We start from the raw sequence: 19,490 nt of genomic DNA on the forward strand, positions 1-19,490 counted from the left end.
GTGTCACTGATCGCTTCCGACCAATTCCGCATCGTTGTCGGCCTCGGCAAGAGCGGCATGTCCCTGGTTCGCTTCCTGGCGAGCCGGGGCATCGCCTTTGCGGTCGCCGATACCCGCGAGCAACCGCCGGAACTGGAAACCCTGCGCCGTGACTACCCGCAGGTGGAAGTACGCTGTGGCGAGCTTGACGTGGACTTCCTGTGCCGCGCCAGCGAGCTGTACGTCAGCCCAGGCCTGGCCTTGGCTACGCCGGCGCTGCAACAAGCCGCTGCCCGTGGGGTCAAGCTGTCCGGCGACATCGAACTGTTCGCGCGCAACGCCAAGACACCCATCATCGCCATCAGTGGATCGAATGCCAAAAGCACCGTCACCACCCTGGTCGGCGAAATGGCCGCCAGGGCGGGCAAGCGCGTGGCGGTCGGCGGCAACCTTGGCACACCGGCCCTCGACCTGTTGGCCGATGACGTGGAGCTGTACGTAATGGAGCTGTCCAGCTTCCAGCTGGAAACCACCGACCAGCTCAATGCCGAAGTCGCCACGGTGCTGAACATCAGCGAAGACCACATGGACCGCTACAGTGGCCTGCCGGCCTACCACCTGGCCAAGCACCGCATCTTCCGTGGTGCGCGGCAGGTGGTGGTCAATCGCCAGGACGCGCTCAGCCGTCCCCTGCCGGTCGAAGGCCGTCCCTGCTGGACCTTTGGCCTGGGCGAGCCCGACTTCAAGGCGTTCGGCCTGCGCGAGGTGGACGGCGAGAAATACCTGGCCTTCGCGTTCCAAACCCTGATGCCGGTTCGCGACCTCAAGGTGCGCGGCGCCCATAACCAAAGCAATGCGCTGGCCGCACTGGCCCTGGGCCATGCTGCGGGCCTGCCCTTCGAGCCGATGCTGCAGGCGCTGCGTGAATTCACGGGGCTCGCTCACCGCTGCCAGTGGGTACGTGAGCGCAACGGCGTGAACTGGTATGACGACTCCAAGGCCACCAACGTTGGCGCCGCACTGGCAGCCATCGAAGGCCTGGGTGCCGATACAGCAGGCAAGCTGGTGCTGATTGTCGGAGGCGACGGCAAGGGCGCCGATTTTGCCGCGTTGCGCGAACCGGTCCGGCGCTACTGCCGCGCCGTGGTGTTGCTGGGCCGTGATGCCGAACGCCTGGGCCAGGCCCTGGGTGATGCTGCGCCGCTGTTGCGGGTGGCCTCCCTGGACGACGCCGTTCAGCGCTGCGCCGAGCTGGCACAGCCCGGTGATGCCGTTCTGCTGTCGCCAGCCTGCGCCAGCCTCGACATGTTCAAGAACTTCGAAGAACGCGGGCGCCTGTTTGCCCAGGCAGCGGGAGCACTGGCATGATCTTCGGCATCCTCAAGCCCTATCCGTCGCCGCTGATCAGCGGCCGTGGCATCGACCTGGACTTCCCCCTGCTGGCCGGTTGCCTGGCGCTGCTGGGCCTGGGCCTGGTGATGATCACTTCCGCCTCCTCGGAAGTGGCCGCCGTTCAGTCCGGCAACCCGCTTTACCACATGTACCGGCACCTGGTTTACGTTTTCCTCGGGCTGGTCGCCTGTGGCGCGACCATGATGGTGCCAATTGCCACCTGGCAGCGCATGGGCTTCATGATGCTCCTGGGGGCCTTCGGCCTGTTGGTCATGGTGCTGGTGCCCGGGATCGGGCGCGAGGTCAACGGCTCGATGCGCTGGATCGGCTTCAGCTTCTTCAACGTCCAGCCGTCTGAAATCGCCAAGGTATTCGTGGTCATCTACCTTGCCGGCTACCTGGTACGCCGTCAGACCGAGGTGCGGGAAAGCTGGATGGGCTTTTTCAAGCCGTTCATCGTGCTGCTGCCCATGGCTGGCCTGCTGCTGATGGAGCCGGACTTCGGCGCCACCGTGGTGATGATGGGGGCGGCGGCTGCCATGCTGTTCCTGGGTGGGGTGGGGCTGTTCCGATTCAGCCTGATGGTGGTGCTGGCGGTTGTCGCGGTGTTCGTGCTGGTGCAGGCGCAGCCCTATCGAATGGCGCGACTGATCACCTTCACCGACCCCTGGTCCGATCAGTTCGGCTCCGGCTACCAGTTGACTCAGGCCCTGATCGCATTCGGGCGTGGCGAGTGGCTTGGCGTGGGCCTGGGCAACAGCGTGCAGAAGCAGTTCTACCTGCCTGAAGCGCACACCGACTTCGTGTTCTCGGTGCTGGCCGAAGAGCTGGGTGTGGTGGGCTCGCTGGTCACCATCGCGCTGTTCGTCTTCGTCACTGTCCGTGCGCTGTACATCGGGCTCTGGGCCGAAAAAGCCAAACAGTTCTTCGCCGCGTACATGGCCTTCGGGCTGGCCTTCCTGTGGATTGGTCAGTTCCTGATCAACATTGGCGTGAACGTCGGTTTGCTGCCGACCAAAGGCCTGACCCTGCCGTTCCTCAGCTATGGCGGCAGCTCGCTGGTCATCTGTTGCGCGTGTGTGGGGCTGCTGCTGCGCATCGAATGGGAAAGCCGTACCCACCTGGGCAGCGAGGAGCACGAATTCAGCGAAAGCGATTTTGCCGAGGAGCCTGCCCATGGCCGCTGAAGGCAAGAACGTATTGATCATGGCTGGCGGAACCGGCGGTCACGTGTTCCCGGCGCTGGCCTGCGCGCGCGAGTTCCAGGCGCGTGGCTATACCGTGCACTGGCTGGGTACCCCGCGAGGTATCGAGAATGAATTGGTGCCCCAGGCCGGCCTTACCCTGCATCAGATTCAGGTCACCGGCCTGCGTGGCAAGGGCAAGCTGTCGCTGCTCAAGGCCCCATTGACCCTGGTCAAGGCCGTGCTGCAGGCCCGGCGCATCATCCGCGCGCTCAAGCCTGCCTGTGTGCTGGGCTTCGGCGGGTACGTCACAGGCCCCGGCGGCGTGGCAGCGCGCCTTTGCGGGGTGCCGCTGATCATTCATGAGCAAAATGCCCGCGCTGGCACCGCCAACCGTTTGCTGGTGCCTCTGGCTGCACGGGTGTGCGAAGCCTTCCCCGACACCTTCCATGCCAGTGAAAAGCGCCGCACCACAGGCAATCCGGTGCGTGCGGAACTGTTCATGGATGCCGAGCGCCCTGCGCTTGGCCAGCGCCAACCGCACCTGCTGGTACTCGGCGGTAGCCTGGGCGCGGAACCCTTGAATACTTTGTTGCCTAAGGCGCTGTCCGAAGTGCCCGAAGCCGTGCGCCCCAAGGTGTTCCACCAGGCGGGCAAGCAACATGCGTCGATCACCGCCGAGCGATACCGCGAAGCGGGTGTCCAGGCGCAGGTCGAGCCCTTCATCAAGGACATGGCCCAAGCCTATGGCTGGGCCGACCTGGTGGTCTGCCGTGCCGGGGCCCTCACCGTCAGCGAGCTGGCGGCAGCGGGCCTGCCCTCGATGCTGGTGCCCTTGCCCCATGCGATCGACGACCACCAGACCCATAACGCCCATTATCTGGCCCGCGAAGGCGCTGCCTTCCTGATGCCACAAGCGACAACTGGCGCAGCGCAGCTCGCTGAACGCCTGAACGAGGTGCTGATGCAACCCGAGAAACTGACTGTCATGGCCGGTACCGCAAGACGCCTGGCCAAACCTGCTGCAACCAGCACCGTCGTCGATATCTGCCTGGAGGTGGCCCGTGGTTGAGAGCCAGAAAGCCATGCCCCAGCCCAAGATGGGCCGTATTCGCCGTATCCACTTCGTGGGTATCGGCGGTGTCGGCATGTGCGGTATCGCCGAGGTGCTGCTGAACCTGGGCTACGAGGTTTCCGGTTCGGACCTCAAGGTCTCGCCTGTGACCGAGCGCCTGGAGTCGTTCGGCGCGCAGATCTTCGTCGGCCATCGTGCAGAGAACGCTGCGACCGCTGACGTGCTCGTGGTGTCGAGCGCCATCAACCCGGCCAACCCTGAAGTGGCAACCGCCCTGGAACGCCGCATTCCGGTGGTGCCACGCGCCGAGATGCTGGCCGAACTCATGCGCTACCGCCATGGCGTGGCCGTGGCCGGGACCCACGGCAAGACCACCACCACCAGCCTGCTGGCCTCGGTATTCGCCGCCGGTGGGCTGGACCCCACGTTCGTCATCGGTGGCCGTTTGACCGCAGCGGGCACCAATGCCCAGCTGGGCACCAGCCGTTACCTGATCGCCGAAGCCGATGAAAGCGACGCCAGCTTCCTGCACTTGCAACCGATGGTCGCCGTGGTCACCAACATCGACGCCGACCACATGGCCACCTACGAAGGGGACTTCAACAAACTGAAGAAGACCTTCGTCGAGTTCCTGCACAACCTGCCGTTCTACGGCCTGGCGGTGATGTGCCTGGATGACCCGGTGGTGCGCGAGATCCTGCCCCAGGTCAAGCGCCCGACGGTCACCTACGGCTTCAGCGAAGAAGCCGATATCCGCGCCATCAACGTCCGCCAGCAAGGCATGCAGACGCATTTCACCGTCTTGCGCCGCGACTGCGAGCCGCTGGAAGTCTCGGTGAACATGCCCGGCAACCACAACGTGCTCAATGCACTGGCGACCATTGCCATCGCCACTGACGAAGGCATTCCCGACGAAGCCATTCTCCAGGGGCTCTCCGGGTTTCAGGGCGTCGGCCGTCGGTTCCAGGTGTACGGTGAGCTGCCCGTGGAAGGCGGCAGCGTGATGCTGGTGGATGATTACGGTCATCACCCCACTGAAGTGGCCGCGGTGATCAAGGCCGTGCGTGGCGGCTGGCCAAGCCGCCGCCTGGTGATCGTCTACCAGCCGCACCGCTACAGCCGCACCCGCGACCTGTACGACGACTTCGTCCAGGTGCTCGGTGACGCCAACGTGCTGCTGCTGATGGAAGTCTACCCGGCTGGCGAAGAGCCGATCCCCGGGGCCGATAGCCGCCAGCTGTGCCACAGCATTCGCCAGCGCGGCAAGCTGGACCCGATCTACATCGAGCGCGGCGCCGAGCTGGCGCCGTTGGTTCAGCCGTTGCTGCGTGCCGGCGACATCCTGATCTGCCAAGGTGCCGGCGATGTCGGTGGCCTGGCTCCGCAATTGATGAAAAGCCCGCTGTTTGCCGGCGCCGTGCAGGAGACGTCTAAATGACCAGCGCCTACGACCTATTGCCCAGCACCTTGGACGTCAAGGCGTTCGGCCGCGTCGCCGTGCTCTATGGGGGCAAGAGCGCCGAGCGGGAAGTCTCGCTCAAGTCCGGCGCCGCCGTGATAGGTGCGCTCACCGAAGCCGGCGTGGACGTCGTCGCCATCGACGTGGGCGATGACCTGCTTGCGCGTCTGCAAAGCGAAAAAATCGACCGTGCCTTCATCATCCTGCACGGCCGCGGCGGCGAAGACGGCAGCATGCAGGGGTTGCTCGAGTGCCTGGGCATTCCCTACACCGGTAGCGGCATCCTGGCTTCGGCCTTGGCGATGGACAAGCTGCGCACCAAGCAGGTTTGGCAGAGCCTGGGCATTCCTACCCCGCGGCATGCGGTATTGGCCAGCGAAAGCGATTGTTTGCGTGCCAGTACGGAACTGGGCTTCCCGCTTATCGTCAAACCTGCCCATGAAGGCTCCAGCATCGGCATGGCCAAGGTGAACAGCGAGCAAGAACTGGTTGCCGCCTGGCGAGATGCCGCCAACTACGATTCTCAGGTACTCGTGGAACAGTGGATTCACGGCCCGGAGTTCACCATTGCGGTGTTGCGCGGGCAGGTACTGCCGCCGATTGCCCTGGGAACCCCCCACGTGTTCTACGACTACGACGCCAAATACATCGCCAACGATACCCAGTACCGCATTCCCTGTGGGCTCGATAGCGCCAAGGAGCAGGAACTGATCGATCTGACCGCCCGCGCTTGCGATGCCATCGGCATCGAAGGCTGGGGGCGGCTGGACGTGATGCAGGACGAGCAGGGCCGGTTCTGGCTGCTCGAAGTCAACACCGCACCAGGCATGACTGATCATAGCCTGGTGCCCATGGCGGCCCGCGCGGCCGGCTTGGACTTCCAGCAACTGGTGCTGGCGATCCTGGCCGAAAGCGTGGCGACGCGAGGTTAATCATCATGCAGGGCGCAATGGTACGTCAGCAGCAACCCGTTACCGGCCGCAGCAAGCCGGTGCCGCGTGGTGCCAGCCGGCTGGTGGCCGACGAGCCCGTATCGGCGCGCCTGCCGCGTCCAAGCCTGGGCGGCCTCAAGCGCCTGCTGTGGCCGGTGTTGCTGGTAGCCGCAGGCTTCGGTGCCTACGAGGGGGCCATACGGCTCATGCCGTATGCCGACCGGCCGATCACCAAGATCGACGTGCAGGGCGACCTGACCTACATCAGCCAGCAGTCGGTGCAGCAGCGTATCGCCCCCTATGTGGCCGCAAGCTTCTTCACCGTCGACCTGCCGGCGATGCGCAAGGAGCTTGAGCAGATGCCCTGGATCGCCCATGCCGAAGTGCGCCGGGTATGGCCGGACGAAGTGGTGATTCGCCTCGAGGAACAACTGCCGGTGGCACGCTGGGGTGACGCGGCCTTGCTCAATAACCAGGGCCAGGCCTTCACACCGCGCGAACTGGCCAACTACGAGCACCTGCCACAATTGGCCGGCCCCCAGCGGGCCCAGCAGCAGGTCATGCAGCAGTATCAGATATTGAGCCAGATGCTGCGCCCCCTGGGCTTCTCCATTGCGCGCCTGGAGTTGCGCGAGCGAGGCAGCTGGTTCCTGACCACGGGCGCGAGCAGCGCAGGGCCTGGTATCGAGCTGCTGCTGGGGCGCGACCATCTGGTCGAGAAGATGCGCCGTTTCATTGCCATTTACGACAAGACGCTTAAAGAGCAGATCGCCAACATCGCCCGCATCGATCTGCGATATGCCAACGGGCTTGCCGTTGGCTGGCGGGAACCGATTGCACCGACGACGGCCCAACCCGCCGTTGCGAAGAATTAGAGAGAGGCAGGACCATGGCAAACGCGCATAGCGGCAAAATGATCGTCGGGCTGGACATCGGCACTTCCAAGGTAGTGGCCTTGGTAGGTGAGGTGGGCGAAGACGGCACGCTGGAAATCGTCGGGATCGGCACACACCCGTCCCGCGGCCTGAAAAAAGGCGTGGTGGTGAACATCGAGTCCACCGTGCAATCGATCCAGCGCGCCGTCGAAGAAGCTCAACTGATGGCGGGCTGCCGCATCCACTCGGCCTTCGTGGGCGTTGCAGGCAATCACATCCGCAGCCTGAACTCCCATGGCATCGTCGCCATTCGCGATCGCGAAGTCAGCCTGGCCGACCTTGAGCGTGTGCTCGATGCCGCCCAGGCGGTGGCCATTCCGGCGGACCAGCGGGTGCTTCACACCCTGCCGCAGGACTACGTGATCGATAACCAGGAAGGCGTGCGCGAACCGCTCGGCATGTCGGGCGTGCGCCTGGAGGCCAAGGTTCATGTGGTGACCTGCGCCGTCAATGCCGCCCAGAACATCGAGAAATGCGTGCGCCGCTGCGGCCTCGAAATCGACGACATCATTCTCGAGCAACTGGCATCGGCCTATTCGGTACTGACCGACGACGAGAAAGAGCTGGGCGTGTGCCTGGTCGACATCGGCGGCGGCACCACCGACATCGCGATTTTCACCGAAGGCGCCATTCGCCACACCGCCGTCATTCCGATTGCCGGCGACCAGGTGACCAATGACATTGCCATGGCCCTGCGTACGCCCACACAGTATGCCGAGGAAATCAAGATCCGTTATGCCTGCGCCTTGGCCAAGCTGGCAGGTGCAGGTGAAACCATCAAGGTGCCAAGCGTTGGCGACCGTCCTCCGCGCGAACTGTCGCGCCAGGCATTGGCCGAAGTGGTCGAGCCGCGCTACGACGAACTCTTCACCCTGATCCAGGCTGAACTTCGCCGCAGCGGCTACGAGGACCTGGTGCCTGCTGGCATCGTCCTGACCGGTGGCACCGCCAAGATGGAAGGCGCGGTCGAGCTGGCCGAGGAAATTTTCCACATGCCGGTACGCCTGGGCGTGCCGCACAGCGTGCGCGGCCTGAGCGACGTGGTACGCAACCCGATTTATTCCACCGGTGTGGGCTTGCTTACCTACGGGCTGCACAAGCAGACCGAAGACCTGCCCTTGACCGGCAACAGCAGCAGCAACAACAGCTATGGCGATGAACCGAAGGCCCCGGTGCTTGAGCGCTTCAAGCGGTGGGTACAAGGCAACTTCTAAGTTTCAAAGCAGTAGTGGTAGGCGCGACAACTAGAGAACTGTAAGGAGAGGGAAAATGTTCGAGCTCGTAGACAACGTCCCGCAAAGCCCGGTCATCAAGGTGATCGGCGTAGGTGGTGGTGGTGGTAACGCCGTCAATCACATGGTCAAGAGCAGCATCGAAGGCGTGGAGTTCATCTGCGCCAACACCGATGCTCAGGCGCTCAAGAACATTGGTGCGCGCACCATCCTGCAATTGGGCACTGGCGTGACCAAGGGCCTGGGTGCTGGCGCCAATCCGGAAGTCGGTCGTCAGGCCGCGCTGGAAGACCGTGAGCGCATCGCCGAAGTGCTGCAAGGCACCAACATGGTGTTCATCACCACCGGCATGGGCGGCGGTACCGGTACCGGTGCAGCGCCGATCATCACCGAAGTGGCCAAGGAAATGGGCATCCTCACCGTGGCAGTGGTGACCCGTCCGTTCCCGTTCGAGGGCCGCAAGCGCATGCAGATCGCCGATGAAGGCATCCGCATGCTGGCCGAAAGCGTCGACTCGCTGATCACCATCCCCAACGAGAAACTGCTGACCATCCTGGGCAAGGACGCAAGCCTGTTGTCCGCGTTCGCCAAGGCCGATGACGTGTTGGCCGGTGCCGTTCGCGGTATCTCCGACATCATCAAGCGCCCGGGCATGATCAACGTCGACTTCGCCGACGTGCGCACCGTGATGGGTGAGATGGGCATGGCCATGATGGGCACCGGCTGCGCCAGTGGCCCGAACCGTGCTCGCGAGGCGACCGAGGCTGCGATCCGCAACCCGCTGCTCGAGGACGTCAACCTGCAGGGCGCCCGTGGCATCCTGGTCAACATCACCGCAGGTCCGGACCTGTCCCTGGGTGAATACTCCGACGTGGGTAGCATCATCGAAGCGTTCGCCTCGGACCATGCCATGGTCAAGGTCGGTACCGTGATCGACCCAGACATGCGCGACGAACTGCATGTCACCGTCGTGGCCACCGGCTTGGGTGCGCGTATCGAGAAGCCGGTCAAGGTGGTGGACAACACTCTGCAGACTGCCCAGCAGGCCTACGAGGCGTCCAACCCTGCCCCTGCGCGTCAGGAGCAGCCAGCCGTCAACTACCGTGATCTGGAGCGCCCGACCGTCATGCGCAATCAGGCGCACGCGGGTGCGGCAGCGGCGGCTAAGCTGAACCCTCAGGATGACCTGGATTATCTGGATATTCCGGCCTTCCTGCGTCGTCAGGCTGATTAATGAAATTTATCAGGGCTATGAAGGTGATTGGTATTCATCAAAGGTTGGGTCTGGTATTATCGCCAGCCTTTGTTGATAACTGTTCGCAATTTGCGCTGAAGCGGCCAATGCCATGATTAAACAACGCACCCTGAAGAATACCATCCGTGCCACAGGTGTCGGTCTGCACTCTGGGGAGAAGGTCTACCTGACCCTCAAGCCTGCACCTGTTGACACCGGCATCGTCTTCCGCCGCGCCGACCTCGACCCTGTGGTCGAGATCCCGGCGCGTGCGGCCAATGTCGGCGAGACAACCATGTCCACGACGCTGGTCAACGGTGACGTCAAGGTCGATACGGTCGAGCATCTGCTCTCCGCCATGGCGGGCCTGGGCATCGATAACGCCTACGTCGAGCTCTCCGCCTCGGAAGTACCGATCATGGATGGCAGCGCCGGACCTTTCGTATTCCTGATACAGTCTGCCGGCCTGGAAGAACAGGACGCAGCCAAGAAGTTCATCCGCATCCTGCGTGAGGTAACGGTGCAAGAGGGCGACAAGCGCGCCACCTTCCTGCCTTTCGAGGGGTTCAAGGTGAGCTTCGAGATCGACTTCGATCACCCGGTGCTTCGCAACCGGACCCAGAGCGCAAGCGTCGACTTCTCCAGCACCTCGTTCGTGAAGGAAGTCAGCCGCGCCCGCACCTTTGGCTTCATGCGTGACATCGAATACCTGCGCAAGCACAACCTTGCGCTGGGCGGCAGTGTAGAAAATGCCATCGTGGTCGATGAGGAAGGCGTGTTGAACGAAGACGGTCTTCGCTACGAAGACGAGTTCGTCAAACACAAGATTCTCGACGCCATTGGCGACCTGTACTTGCTGGGCAACAGCCTGATTGGCGAGTTCAAGGGCTTCAAGTCCGGTCACGCGCTGAACAACCAGCTGTTGCGCAAGCTGATTGCCGAAACCGATGCCTGGGAAGTGGTCACTTTCGAAGATGCCAGCACGGCGCCGATCTCGTATATGCGTCCTGTCGCGGCTGTGTAAGCTCGAACACTCTCTAGTTCATTGAGGCCACCTTCGGGTGGCCTTTTTTATGGCTTGCTTATGGGCAGAGACACCCATCAATCCATCCAGATGGCCCGAGCCGACCGTGTAAGTCGGGGCAGCGTCGGACTGTATCCTGCGGCGCCGAGGCGGCAAAGGCATCGACTCAGGCTTCGATGGTGGATGCGATCCATCGGCTTGGCCTTGGGGCTGCCCTTGCGCGCGGCTCTTTCATCCTCGATATGATCCAGGCGCGCATGCACCTGTGAGTAATGGCGGCCCCCCAAGCGCGGCGCCGCCGAGGATGGCTAGCACCATCAGGCTGAACAGCGCAGTCTGTAACGCCTTCAAAATCTTGGTTGCTGCCGCCCGAAGCCCCCTGGCAAATCGCTCAGTCCTTGGCCTGCGCATGCGCCGCCAGGCGCTCCAGTGCGGCCCGCAATTTCGCGTCAGTGATGCCTTCGGCCGTCTGCAGCAGGCTCTCGGCCGCGCTGTTGGACAACTCGGCCGCATGCCCGCCGCGTTTGGCGGGTACCAAGGGTGGTTGCACCTTGAAAAGAATACGCCTGAGGTTGCCGAACGCATCGGTTGCCTGCAACGCCGCCATCAGGCGCTTTTGCTGGTAACGCAGGCGCGTGGCCCAGTGCCCATCGGTTACCACAAGCAGCAAGGTACCGTCGCGCCATGACGCCACGTGGCAGTGCTCGCGTGCAGCCGGCTGCAACTGGCCTTCGACCAGGCGTTGCAGGTGCTCCAGGCGCTCGGCCTGGTTGAGCAACAGGCGCAGCGGGCGAACCTGGCGCAGCAACGCCGAGGGCGGCTGGGCGGGGGAGGGTTTGTAGGCCATGGGTATACGCATGAGGTTACAAGTAGGGCAGTCTAACACTTCAGCGTCTGTACCGATCACCCGGCGGTTGAGCCCACTGGCCAAGCGCTGCGCCTGACGCTACCGGAGCCAGGCCCTGCAAGGCAGCGCGCACAGGCGAGTCTTGAACGCTTTCATCTTTCCAGGTCTTGAACTCAGGGGAAATGCCCCTATCTAAGACACGCCCCTGTAAAAGCGCTGTGCCAGCATCGTGGAATCCACCACTTTCATCACCATCGTTTCCGGGTAGAATGCTCGTTCGCATGCGGCCTTAGGGCTGCACGGGCGACTCATGGGGCCGCCCTCCATCCCTACGTGTGGAAGATCCTGCCAATATGTTTGCGCCTTTGTTAAAGAAACTTTTTGGAAGCAAGAACGAGCGTGAAGTCAAACGCATGCTCAAGACGGTGAGTATCGTCAATGCCTTCGAAGAGAAGATGGTGGCCCTCTCCGACGAGCAGCTGCGTGGCAAGACTGCCGAGTTCAAGGAGCGTTTGGCCAAAGGCGAAACACTGGACCAACTGCTGCCCGAAGCCTTCGCCGTCGCCCGTGAGGCTGGCAAGCGCGTAATGGGCATGCGTCACTTCGACGTTCAGCTCATTGGCGGCATGACCCTGCACGAGGGCATGATCGCGGAAATGCGCACCGGTGAAGGCAAGACCCTGGTCGGTACCTTGGCCGTCTACCTCAATGCATTGTCCGGCAAGGGCGTGCACGTGGTCACCGTCAACGACTACCTCGCCCGTCGTGACGCCAACTGGATGCGCCCGCTGTACGAGTTCCTCGGCCTGTCGGTCGGTATCGTCTCGGCCTTCCAGCCGCCGGAAGAAAAGCGCGCAGCCTACGCTGCCGACATCACTTACGGTACCAACAACGAATTCGGTTTCGACTACCTGCGCGACAACATGGCGTTCAGCCAGGACGAGAAGTTCCAGCGTGAGCTGAACTTCGCAGTGATCGACGAAGTGGACTCGATCCTCATCGACGAAGCCCGTACGCCGTTGATCATTTCCGGCCAGGCCGAGGACAGCTCCAAGCTGTACATCGAGATCAACCGCCTGATCCCGCGCCTGACCCAGCACATCGAGGAAGTCGAAGGCCAGGTTACCCAGGAAGGCCACTTCACCATCGACGAGAAGACCCGCCAGGTCGAGCTCAACGAAGCCGGTCACCAGTTCATCGAAGAAATGTTGACCCAGGTCGGCCTGCTGGCCGAGGGCGAGAGCTTGTACTCGGCGCACAACCTGGGCCTGCTGACCCACGTCTATGCTGGTCTGCGCGCGCACAAGCTGTTCCACCGCAACGTCGAGTACATCGTGCAGGACGGCCAGGTGCTGCTGATCGACGAGCACACCGGGCGTACCATGCCGGGTCGTCGTCTGTCCGAAGGCCTGCACCAGGCCATCGAGGCCAAGGAAAACCTCAACATTCAGGCCGAGAGCCAGACCCTGGCCTCCACCACGTTCCAGAACTACTTCCGTCTGTACTCGAAACTGTCGGGCATGACCGGCACCGCCGATACCGAGGCCTTCGAGTTCGCCCAGATCTACGCCCTGAACGTGATGGTCATTCCGCCGAACAAGCCCCTGGCGCGCAAGGACCACAACGACCTGGTGTACCTGACCGCCGAAGAGAAGTACGCCGCGATCATCGCCGACATCAAGGAAACCTTGAAGCAAGGCCGGCCGGTGCTGGTGGGTACGGCCACCATCGAAACCTCCGAGCACATGTCCAACCTGCTGCACAAGGAAGGCATCGAGCACAAGGTTCTGAACGCCAAGTACCACGAGAAGGAAGCCGAGATCATTGCCCAGGCCGGTGCGCCAGGCGCGCTGACCATTGCCACCAACATGGCCGGTCGCGGTACCGACATCCTGTTGGGCGGCAACTGGGAAGCTGAAGTGGCCGCACTGGAAAACCCAACGGCCGAGCAGATCGCGCACATCAAGGCCGACTGGCAGAAGCGTCACCAGCAGGTGATCGAGTCCGGTGGCCTGCACGTCATCGCCTCCGAGCGTCACGAATCGCGTCGTATCGACAACCAGCTGCGCGGTCGTTCCGGTCGCCAGGGTGACCCGGGTTCCAGCCGCTTCTACCTCTCGCTCGAAGACAGCCTGATGCGCATCTTCGCCTCTGACCGGGTGAAGAACTTCATGAAGGCGCTGGGCATGCAGTCGGGCGAAGCCATCGAACACCGCATGGTCACCAACGCCATCGAAAAGGCCCAGCGCAAGGTCGAAGGCCGCAACTTCGATATCCGCAAGCAGTTGCTCGAATACGACGACGTGGCCAACGAGCAGCGCAAGGTCATCTACCACATGCGCAACAGCCTGCTGGCCGCAGAGAACGTGGGCGACACCATCGCCGAATTCCGCAAGGAAGTACTCGACGCCACCATCAGCCAGCACATCCCGCCGCAATCGCTGCCTGAGCAGTGGGACGTGGCCGGCCTGGAAGCCTCGCTGTCCAGTGACTTCGCCATGAAGTTGCCGATCCAGCAGTGGCTCGACGAAGACGACCACCTCTACGAAGAGACCCTGCGCGAGAAGCTGCTGCACGAAATCACCACGGCCTACACCGAGAAAGAAGACCAGGCCGGGATGGAAGCACTGCGCACCTTCGAGAAGCAGATCCTGCTGCGTGTGCTGGACGACCTGTGGAAGGACCACCTGTCGACCATGGACCACCTGCGTCATGGTATCCACCTGCGCGGCTACGCCCAGAAGAACCCGAAGCAGGAGTACAAGCGCGAGTCGTTCACCCTGTTCCAGGAACTGCTCGAGTCGATCAAGCGCGATGCCATCCGTGTGCTCTCGCACGTGCAGGTTCGCCGCGAAGACCCTGCCGAGGAAGAAGCACGCCTGCGCCGCGACGCCGAAGAGTTGGCCAGCCGCATGCAGTTCGAACACGCGCCCGCACCTGGTCTTGAAAGCGAGCAGTTGGCCGAGGAGGGCGCTGAGGTAGCCGTGGCTGCCGAGCCTGTGCGCAACGAGCAGAAACTGGGTCGCAACGAGCCGTGCTGGTGTGGTTCGGGCAAGAAATTCAAGCACTGCCACGGCCAGATCGAGTGATCTGACCGCAAGGCCGTCACAGGGCGCACGGCGCCGTGCTGGCTGCTCACTGCCAAGGGGCTACTGCGCAGCCCATCGCCGACACGCCAGCGCCGCCCTGAGCTGCGTCGATTCAAGCCATGCGGTATGCCCGGTTCGCCCGGGCTTGCCAAAGATGGGCCGCACAGCGGCCCTTTTTTTCACCACACGTATTTTCTAGGAGCGCTCCAATGGCTGTTGGTCTTGGTCCTTTGCCTACGCTGCACCCCGTCCCGGGTTTCGAACTCGGTATTGCCTCCGCCGGCATCAAGCGCCCGGGGCGCAAGGATGTGGTGGTCATGCGCTGCGCCGAGGGTTCGAGTGTGGCCGGTGTGTTCACCCTCAATGCCTTCTGCGCCGCCCCCGTGATCCTGGCCAAGCAGCGGGTGCAGGGTACCGTACGCTACCTGCTGACCAACACGGGCAATGCCAACGCCGGCACGGGCGCCCCCGGCTTGGAAGCGGCGCAGCGGACCTGCGCGAAACTCGCCGAGCTTGCTGGTGTGTCCGCCGAGTCGGTTTTACCGTTCTCCACCGGTGTGATCGGTGAGCCACTGCCGGTGGAAAAGATCGAAGGTGCCTTGCAAGCTGCCCTGGACAACCTGTCGGAAAACAACTGGGCTGAAGCGGCCACCGGCATCATGACCACCGACACCTTGCCCAAGGGCGCGAGCCGTCAGTTCCAGCACGACGGCGTGACCGTGACCGTGACCGGTATCAGCAAGGGCGCGGGCATGATCCGCCCGAACATGGCGACCATGCTGGGCTACATCGCCACCGACGCCAAGGTCGCGCCAGGCGTGCTCAAGGACCTGATGCTGGACGGGGCCAACAAATCGTTCAACCGCATCACCATCGACGGTGATACCTCGACCAACGACTGCTGCATGCTGATCGCCACCGGCCAGGCCGACCTGCCGGAAGTCACCCAAGCCAGCGGAGCCCTGTTCGAAGCTTTGAAAAAGGCTGTGTTCGAGGTCTGCATGGAGGTGGCACAGGCCATTGTCCGTGACGGTGAGGGGGCGACCAAGTTCGTGACCGTGCAGGTCAACGGCGGTGGCAACCCTCAGGAATGCCTGGACGTCGGCTACGCCGTGGCGCATTCGCCGCTGATCAAGACCGCACTGTTCGCCTCCGATCCCAACTGGGGCCGCATCCTCGCAGCGGTTGGGCGTGCCGGCGTGCCCGCGCTGGATGTGAGCCTGATCGATGTCTACCTGGATGAGGTGTGCATTGCCAGCCAGGGCGGTCGTAGCCCGAGCTATACCGAAGACCAGGGCGCCCGGGTGATGGCCCAGGAAGAAATCACCATCCGTATCGACCTTGGCCGTGGCCAGTGCAGTGAAACCATCTGGACCACCGACCTCTCTCACGAATACGTGAAAATCAACGCCGAGTACCGCACCTGATGCAGCCGGGGCCGCTCGCGGTCCCGATGTTTCAATGCCAAGGGAGCAAAACCATGAGCTTTATGCCAACCCCATTGCCCACGGCTGGCGTGACGGAGTGTGACCGATGAAACGGGTTCACGTCGTTGCAGCCGTGATTCGGGGCATGGACGGGCGGATACTCATCGCCCGCCGCGCCGACACCCAACACCAGGGCGGCCTCTGGGAGTTTCCGGGAGGCAAGGTGGAGCCCGGTGAAAGCGTCGAGGCCGCGCTGGCGCGTGAGCTCGACGAGGAGCTGGGCATCCAGGTAACGCGCTCGCGGCCCTTGATCAAGGTCAGTCACGACTACCCCGACAAACACGTACTGCTCGAGGTGCGCGAGGTCGAGGCCTTCAACGGTGAACCCCATGGCGCCGAGGGGCAACCGCTGGCCTGGGTCGCGCCCCGTGAGCTGCCGGACCATGCGTTTCCCGAGGCCAACAAGCCCATCGTCAACGCTGCCCGGCTGCCGGATCAATACCTGATCACACCCGACGGCCTGGACGTGCCTGACATGCTCAAGGGTATCCAGAAGGCCGTGGCCAGTGGCATCCGGCTGATCCAGTTGCGTGCACCGGACATGTACGACCCCAAGTACCGCGATGTGGCGGTTGATGCGGTGGGGTTATGCGCGGGCAAGGCCCAGCTCATGCTCAAGGGGCCTCTGGAGTGGTTAGGCGACTTCCCGTCGGCAGGCTGGCACCTGACGGCAGCGCAGTTGCGCAAGTATGCCGACAAGGGCAGGCCGTTCCCGGTCCAGCGCTGGCTTGCCGCCTCCTGCCACACTGCCGAGGAGCTTGCCCTGGCCCAGCAGATGGGGGTCGACTTCGTCACCCTGTCGCCGGTCCAGCGTACCGAAAGTCACCCAGAGGCCGCGCCGCTTGGCTGGGAACAGGCCCAGCACCTGATTGCCGGGTTCGACCAACCGGTGTACCTGCTCGGTGGCGTGGGCCCAGCGGACCGCGAACAGGCCTGGCTAGCCGGGGCGCAGGGCGTTGCGGGTATCAGGGCGTTCTGGCCGACCCTCTGACGCCGGACCGGTGCGGCAAGCGCTTGGCGTCAGCCTTGAGGTTTTTCGGCCGGCTGCCACAGGACCTCGGCAATGCCTTGCCGCCTGCCGATGATACGGGCGGCAACGAACAGCAGGTCCGATAGGCGGTTGATGTACGCCAGGCCGACACCCTCCAGCGGCTCTACGGTATTGAGGTGCTGGCAGCGTCGCTCGGCGCTGCGTGCCAGGCTGCGGCACACGTGTGCTTGGGCGACCAGGGCCGACCCGCTGGGCAGGATGAAATTCTTCAGTGGGCCCAGTTCGTCATTCCACTCATCGATGGCCGCCTCCAGCCGCTCCACCTCTGCCGTGGTCAGGGCCTGGTAACTGGGCATGGCCAGCTCCCCGCCCAGGTCGAACAGGCGGTGCTGGCAGGGCGCCAGAACGCGGCTGACTTCGTCCAGACCTTGTTCATCCAGGCCGGCCAGCAACAGGCCAAGCTGGCTGTTGAGGCTGTCCACTTCGCCGATGGCTTCGATGCGTGGATGATCCTTGGGCACACGCCGGCCATCGCCCAGGCCGGTTTCACCTGTGTCGCCAGTGCGGGTATAGATTTTGGACAAGCGGTAGCCCATGTCATTGCTCCGTGGTGACCGGCAGCGGCGGATGCGGCTGGCCGAGGGGCAGGCGCAGGGTGAAACAGGTCCCCTGCCCAGGCGTGGAATGCACCTCCATCTGCCCCTTGTGGTTATTGGTGATGATGAAGTACGACACCGAAAGCCCAAGACCGGTGCCCTGGCCGATTTCCTTGGTCGTGAAGAAAGGCTCGAAGGTGCGCTTGCGCACGGCTTCGGGCATGCCCACGCCATTGTCCTCCACTTGGATTTCTGCCCAGGGCGGCGCAAGCCGTGTGCGCAAGATGATACGGCCTGGCTCGCAAGGTGCCGGGCGCTGGTGAATGGCCTGGGCGGCGTTCTTGAGCAGGTTAAGCAATACCTGCTCCAGTTCGTTGGCGGTGCAGGGCACAGGCCCCAGCGCCGGGTCGAACTGGCGCACGATGGCCTGGCCTTTGAAGTCGAAACCAATGGCCAGGTCGAAGTCGTTGCCTGCTATGTCCACCGCCTGGTCAATCAAGGCAGGGAGGTCGCAGGGCGCCAGTTCGCGCGTGCTGCGACGGCTGAAACTGAGCATGTGGGTGACGATCTTGGCGGCCCTGGCACCCGCTTGCTGGATGCCATCGAGCAACTGAGGCACTTCGCGGCTTTGCAGGTAGGCGTTGACCGTGGTCAGGTCGATGCCCAGCGCGTGGGCTTGCTCAAGATTGCGCGGCAGATCAGGTGACAGGCGGCGGCGGATATTCTGCACGTTATGCAGGATGGCCCCGAGCGGGTTGTTGATTTCGTGGGCCATGCCGGCCGCCAGGCCACCGACCGAGAGCATCTTTTCCGACTGCACCATCATTTCTTCGAGCGACAGACGTTGGGTGATGTCATCGATCCGGATCACCACGCCCCGGCCTCCACCGCCGGTGAGTGGGTAGAAGGTCAATGCGTAATGCCGCGGCTCATCATCCTTGTGCCAGGTAACACGCTCGATTTTCGCCACCCGGTGCCGCTCCACCGTGTCCTTCAACTGTGGCAAGAAGGGTTTTAGCGGTGCGAAGGCGATGAACACCGGTTGGTTGAGCGCCTCGTTGAGGGTCGTGCCGGATAACGCCGTTGCCTCTTGGTTCCACTGGGTCACGTACAGCTGCTCGTCCAAGGCGATCAGGGCCGACGGCATGGAGTCGATGATGCTGTTCAGGTAGTTCTGAAAGCCTGTGAGCTTTTTCTCGATCTTGCTGCGCACCTGCACTTCGAGCTCGAGCTTGCGGTTTGTATGACGCGTTTGCTCGGCAAGCCCCTGGGCCTGGTCGTAGGCACTCTGGAACTCGTCCCGGGCACGCTTGAGCTGGTGCTCCCGGGCTTCGATGCGCGAGAGCATCGTATTGAAGGCATTGGCCAGGCTACCGATCTCGTCGTCGTTGCCGCGTCGGGCCCGCAGCGCGTAGCTCTCCTCACGGGTAACCTGGCGGCTGAGCTCTTCGAGCTGGTTGATCGGCTGCGTGATCAGGCGTTTGATCTGCCGGGCGATGAAGAGCCACAACAGCACGCTGAACACCAGAATGGCCAGGCTCGCGCTGAGCGTGCCGGTGTAGAAGGCGGTGGGCAGCTCGCTGCTGGCTACCAGTAGCAAATGCCCCGGCGGGCTACCGGCCCGTGGCAGGCGAATCAGCTGCGTGCTGCGAAACTCCATGAATCGCCAGCCTTCTATGTTGCGAAACCGCTTGGGCAGTGTGAGGGGGGCGCCATGCTGCAATTGGGCGAGCATGCGCCCGTCGCTGCCATACAAGGCGGCGGCGCGCAGCGGCGCATAGCTGTCCAGTTCATCGAGCAGCGCCTGGGCCGAGGTGGGGTCGTCTGCCGCGCGGGTCGACAGCTCAGGATTGGAGACCAGCCGGCCGATGGTCTGGAGCGCTTGCGGTGCCATGCTTTCCTGGGTGATCCAGTAGGCGGCGCTGATGAAGGTCAGGTTCGCCACCAGCAGAATGGTCACCAGCAAGACCAGCAAAGCTGCCAGCAGCTTCTGCCCGACGGGGAGGTTCTCCAGGCGTTGACGCAGCGTCATGG

Annotated in this window: 15 protein-coding genes; 12 read left to right on the forward strand and 3 right to left on the reverse strand. The window is 63.2% G+C overall.

Annotation, left to right across the window (positions count from 1 at the left end; all coding sequences use genetic code 11):
- From murD to lpxC, 9 genes are all read left to right on the forward strand, one after another.
- On the forward strand, positions 1 to 1,347 hold the full coding sequence (gene murD / locus PFU01S_RS11040) for a UDP-N-acetylmuramoyl-L-alanine--D-glutamate ligase (protein ID WP_028687202.1): 1,347 nt from the start codon (positions 1 to 3) through the stop codon (positions 1,345 to 1,347).
- Complete coding sequence (ftsW, locus tag PFU01S_RS11045) at positions 1,344 to 2,558, forward strand: putative lipid II flippase FtsW (RefSeq protein ID WP_023534433.1); 1,215 nt, start codon at positions 1,344 to 1,346, stop codon at positions 2,556 to 2,558. Before murD ends, ftsW begins: the two co-directional genes overlap by 4 nt.
- Positions 2,548 to 3,627, forward strand: coding sequence for an undecaprenyldiphospho-muramoylpentapeptide beta-N-acetylglucosaminyltransferase (murG, locus tag PFU01S_RS11050; protein WP_028687203.1), 1,080 nt, complete (start codon positions 2,548 to 2,550; stop codon positions 3,625 to 3,627). The genes ftsW and murG overlap by 11 nt, the downstream gene beginning before the upstream one ends.
- A 13-nt stretch (positions 3,628 to 3,640) precedes the next feature.
- Complete coding sequence (gene murC / locus PFU01S_RS11055) at positions 3,641 to 5,068, forward strand: UDP-N-acetylmuramate--L-alanine ligase (protein ID WP_173645895.1); 1,428 nt, start codon at positions 3,641 to 3,643, stop codon at positions 5,066 to 5,068.
- The gene (locus PFU01S_RS11060) at positions 5,065 to 6,021 is read left to right on the forward strand and encodes a D-alanine--D-alanine ligase (protein ID WP_027914482.1); all 957 of its coding nucleotides are present in this window, start codon (positions 5,065 to 5,067) and stop codon (positions 6,019 to 6,021) included. The genes murC and PFU01S_RS11060 overlap by 4 nt, the downstream gene beginning before the upstream one ends.
- Positions 6,022 to 6,026: 5 nt before the next feature.
- Complete coding sequence (locus tag PFU01S_RS11065; RefSeq protein ID WP_027914483.1) at positions 6,027 to 6,896, forward strand: cell division protein FtsQ/DivIB; 870 nt, start codon at positions 6,027 to 6,029, stop codon at positions 6,894 to 6,896.
- A gap of 14 nt (positions 6,897 to 6,910) precedes the next feature.
- Positions 6,911 to 8,170 carry a cell division protein FtsA gene (gene ftsA, locus PFU01S_RS11070; RefSeq protein ID WP_023534383.1) on the forward strand — a complete coding sequence of 420 codons (1,260 nt, stop codon included), beginning with the start codon at positions 6,911 to 6,913 and terminating at the stop codon, positions 8,168 to 8,170.
- Positions 8,171 to 8,225: 55 nt separating this feature from the next.
- Positions 8,226 to 9,422: a cell division protein FtsZ gene (ftsZ, locus tag PFU01S_RS11075; RefSeq protein WP_028687204.1), complete on the forward strand. Its 1,197-nt coding sequence runs from the start codon at positions 8,226 to 8,228 to the stop codon at positions 9,420 to 9,422.
- 112 nt (positions 9,423 to 9,534) lie between these two features.
- Positions 9,535 to 10,446 carry a UDP-3-O-acyl-N-acetylglucosamine deacetylase gene (lpxC, locus tag PFU01S_RS11080; RefSeq protein ID WP_023534425.1) on the forward strand — a complete coding sequence of 304 codons (912 nt, stop codon included), beginning with the start codon at positions 9,535 to 9,537 and terminating at the stop codon, positions 10,444 to 10,446.
- Positions 10,447 to 10,837: 391 nt separating this feature from the next.
- Here lpxC and PFU01S_RS11085 read toward each other — a convergent pair whose 3' ends face one another.
- Complete coding sequence (locus PFU01S_RS11085; protein WP_028687205.1) at positions 10,838 to 11,293, reverse strand: DUF721 domain-containing protein; 456 nt, start codon at positions 11,291 to 11,293, stop codon at positions 10,838 to 10,840.
- Between the two features lie 353 nt (positions 11,294 to 11,646).
- On the opposite strand from PFU01S_RS11085, the gene secA reads away from it, so the two are divergent.
- The 3 genes from secA (at position 11,647) to PFU01S_RS11100 (ending at position 16,860) form a co-directional block, all read left to right on the forward strand.
- Positions 11,647 to 14,382, forward strand: coding sequence for a preprotein translocase subunit SecA (gene secA / locus PFU01S_RS11090; RefSeq protein ID WP_023534287.1), 2,736 nt, complete (start codon positions 11,647 to 11,649; stop codon positions 14,380 to 14,382).
- A 209-nt stretch (positions 14,383 to 14,591) separates the two neighbouring features.
- The gene (gene argJ / locus PFU01S_RS11095; protein ID WP_027914485.1) at positions 14,592 to 15,809 is read left to right on the forward strand and encodes a bifunctional glutamate N-acetyltransferase/amino-acid acetyltransferase ArgJ; all 1,218 of its coding nucleotides are present in this window, start codon (positions 14,592 to 14,594) and stop codon (positions 15,807 to 15,809) included.
- A 106-nt stretch (positions 15,810 to 15,915) separates the two neighbouring features.
- The gene (locus PFU01S_RS11100) at positions 15,916 to 16,860 is read left to right on the forward strand and encodes a Nudix family hydrolase (protein ID WP_028687206.1); all 945 of its coding nucleotides are present in this window, start codon (positions 15,916 to 15,918) and stop codon (positions 16,858 to 16,860) included.
- A 29-nt stretch (positions 16,861 to 16,889) separates the two neighbouring features.
- Here the strand turns inward: PFU01S_RS11100 and PFU01S_RS11105 are convergent, their stop codons facing one another.
- Together PFU01S_RS11105 and PFU01S_RS11110 are read right to left on the reverse strand one after the other, a co-directional pair.
- Positions 16,890 to 17,456: a cob(I)yrinic acid a,c-diamide adenosyltransferase gene (locus tag PFU01S_RS11105; RefSeq protein ID WP_027914487.1), complete on the reverse strand. Its 567-nt coding sequence runs from the start codon at positions 17,454 to 17,456 to the stop codon at positions 16,890 to 16,892.
- Between the two features lies 1 nt (position 17,457).
- Positions 17,458 to 19,488, reverse strand: coding sequence for an ATP-binding protein (locus PFU01S_RS11110; protein WP_027914488.1), 2,031 nt, complete (start codon positions 19,486 to 19,488; stop codon positions 17,458 to 17,460).
- Positions 19,489 to 19,490 lie beyond the last annotated feature (2 nt).

Origin of the sequence: Pseudomonas fulva NBRC 16637 = DSM 17717 (genome assembly GCF_000730565.1) — a bacterium.
Lineage (GTDB): Bacteria > Pseudomonadota > Gammaproteobacteria > Pseudomonadales > Pseudomonadaceae > Aquipseudomonas > Aquipseudomonas fulva.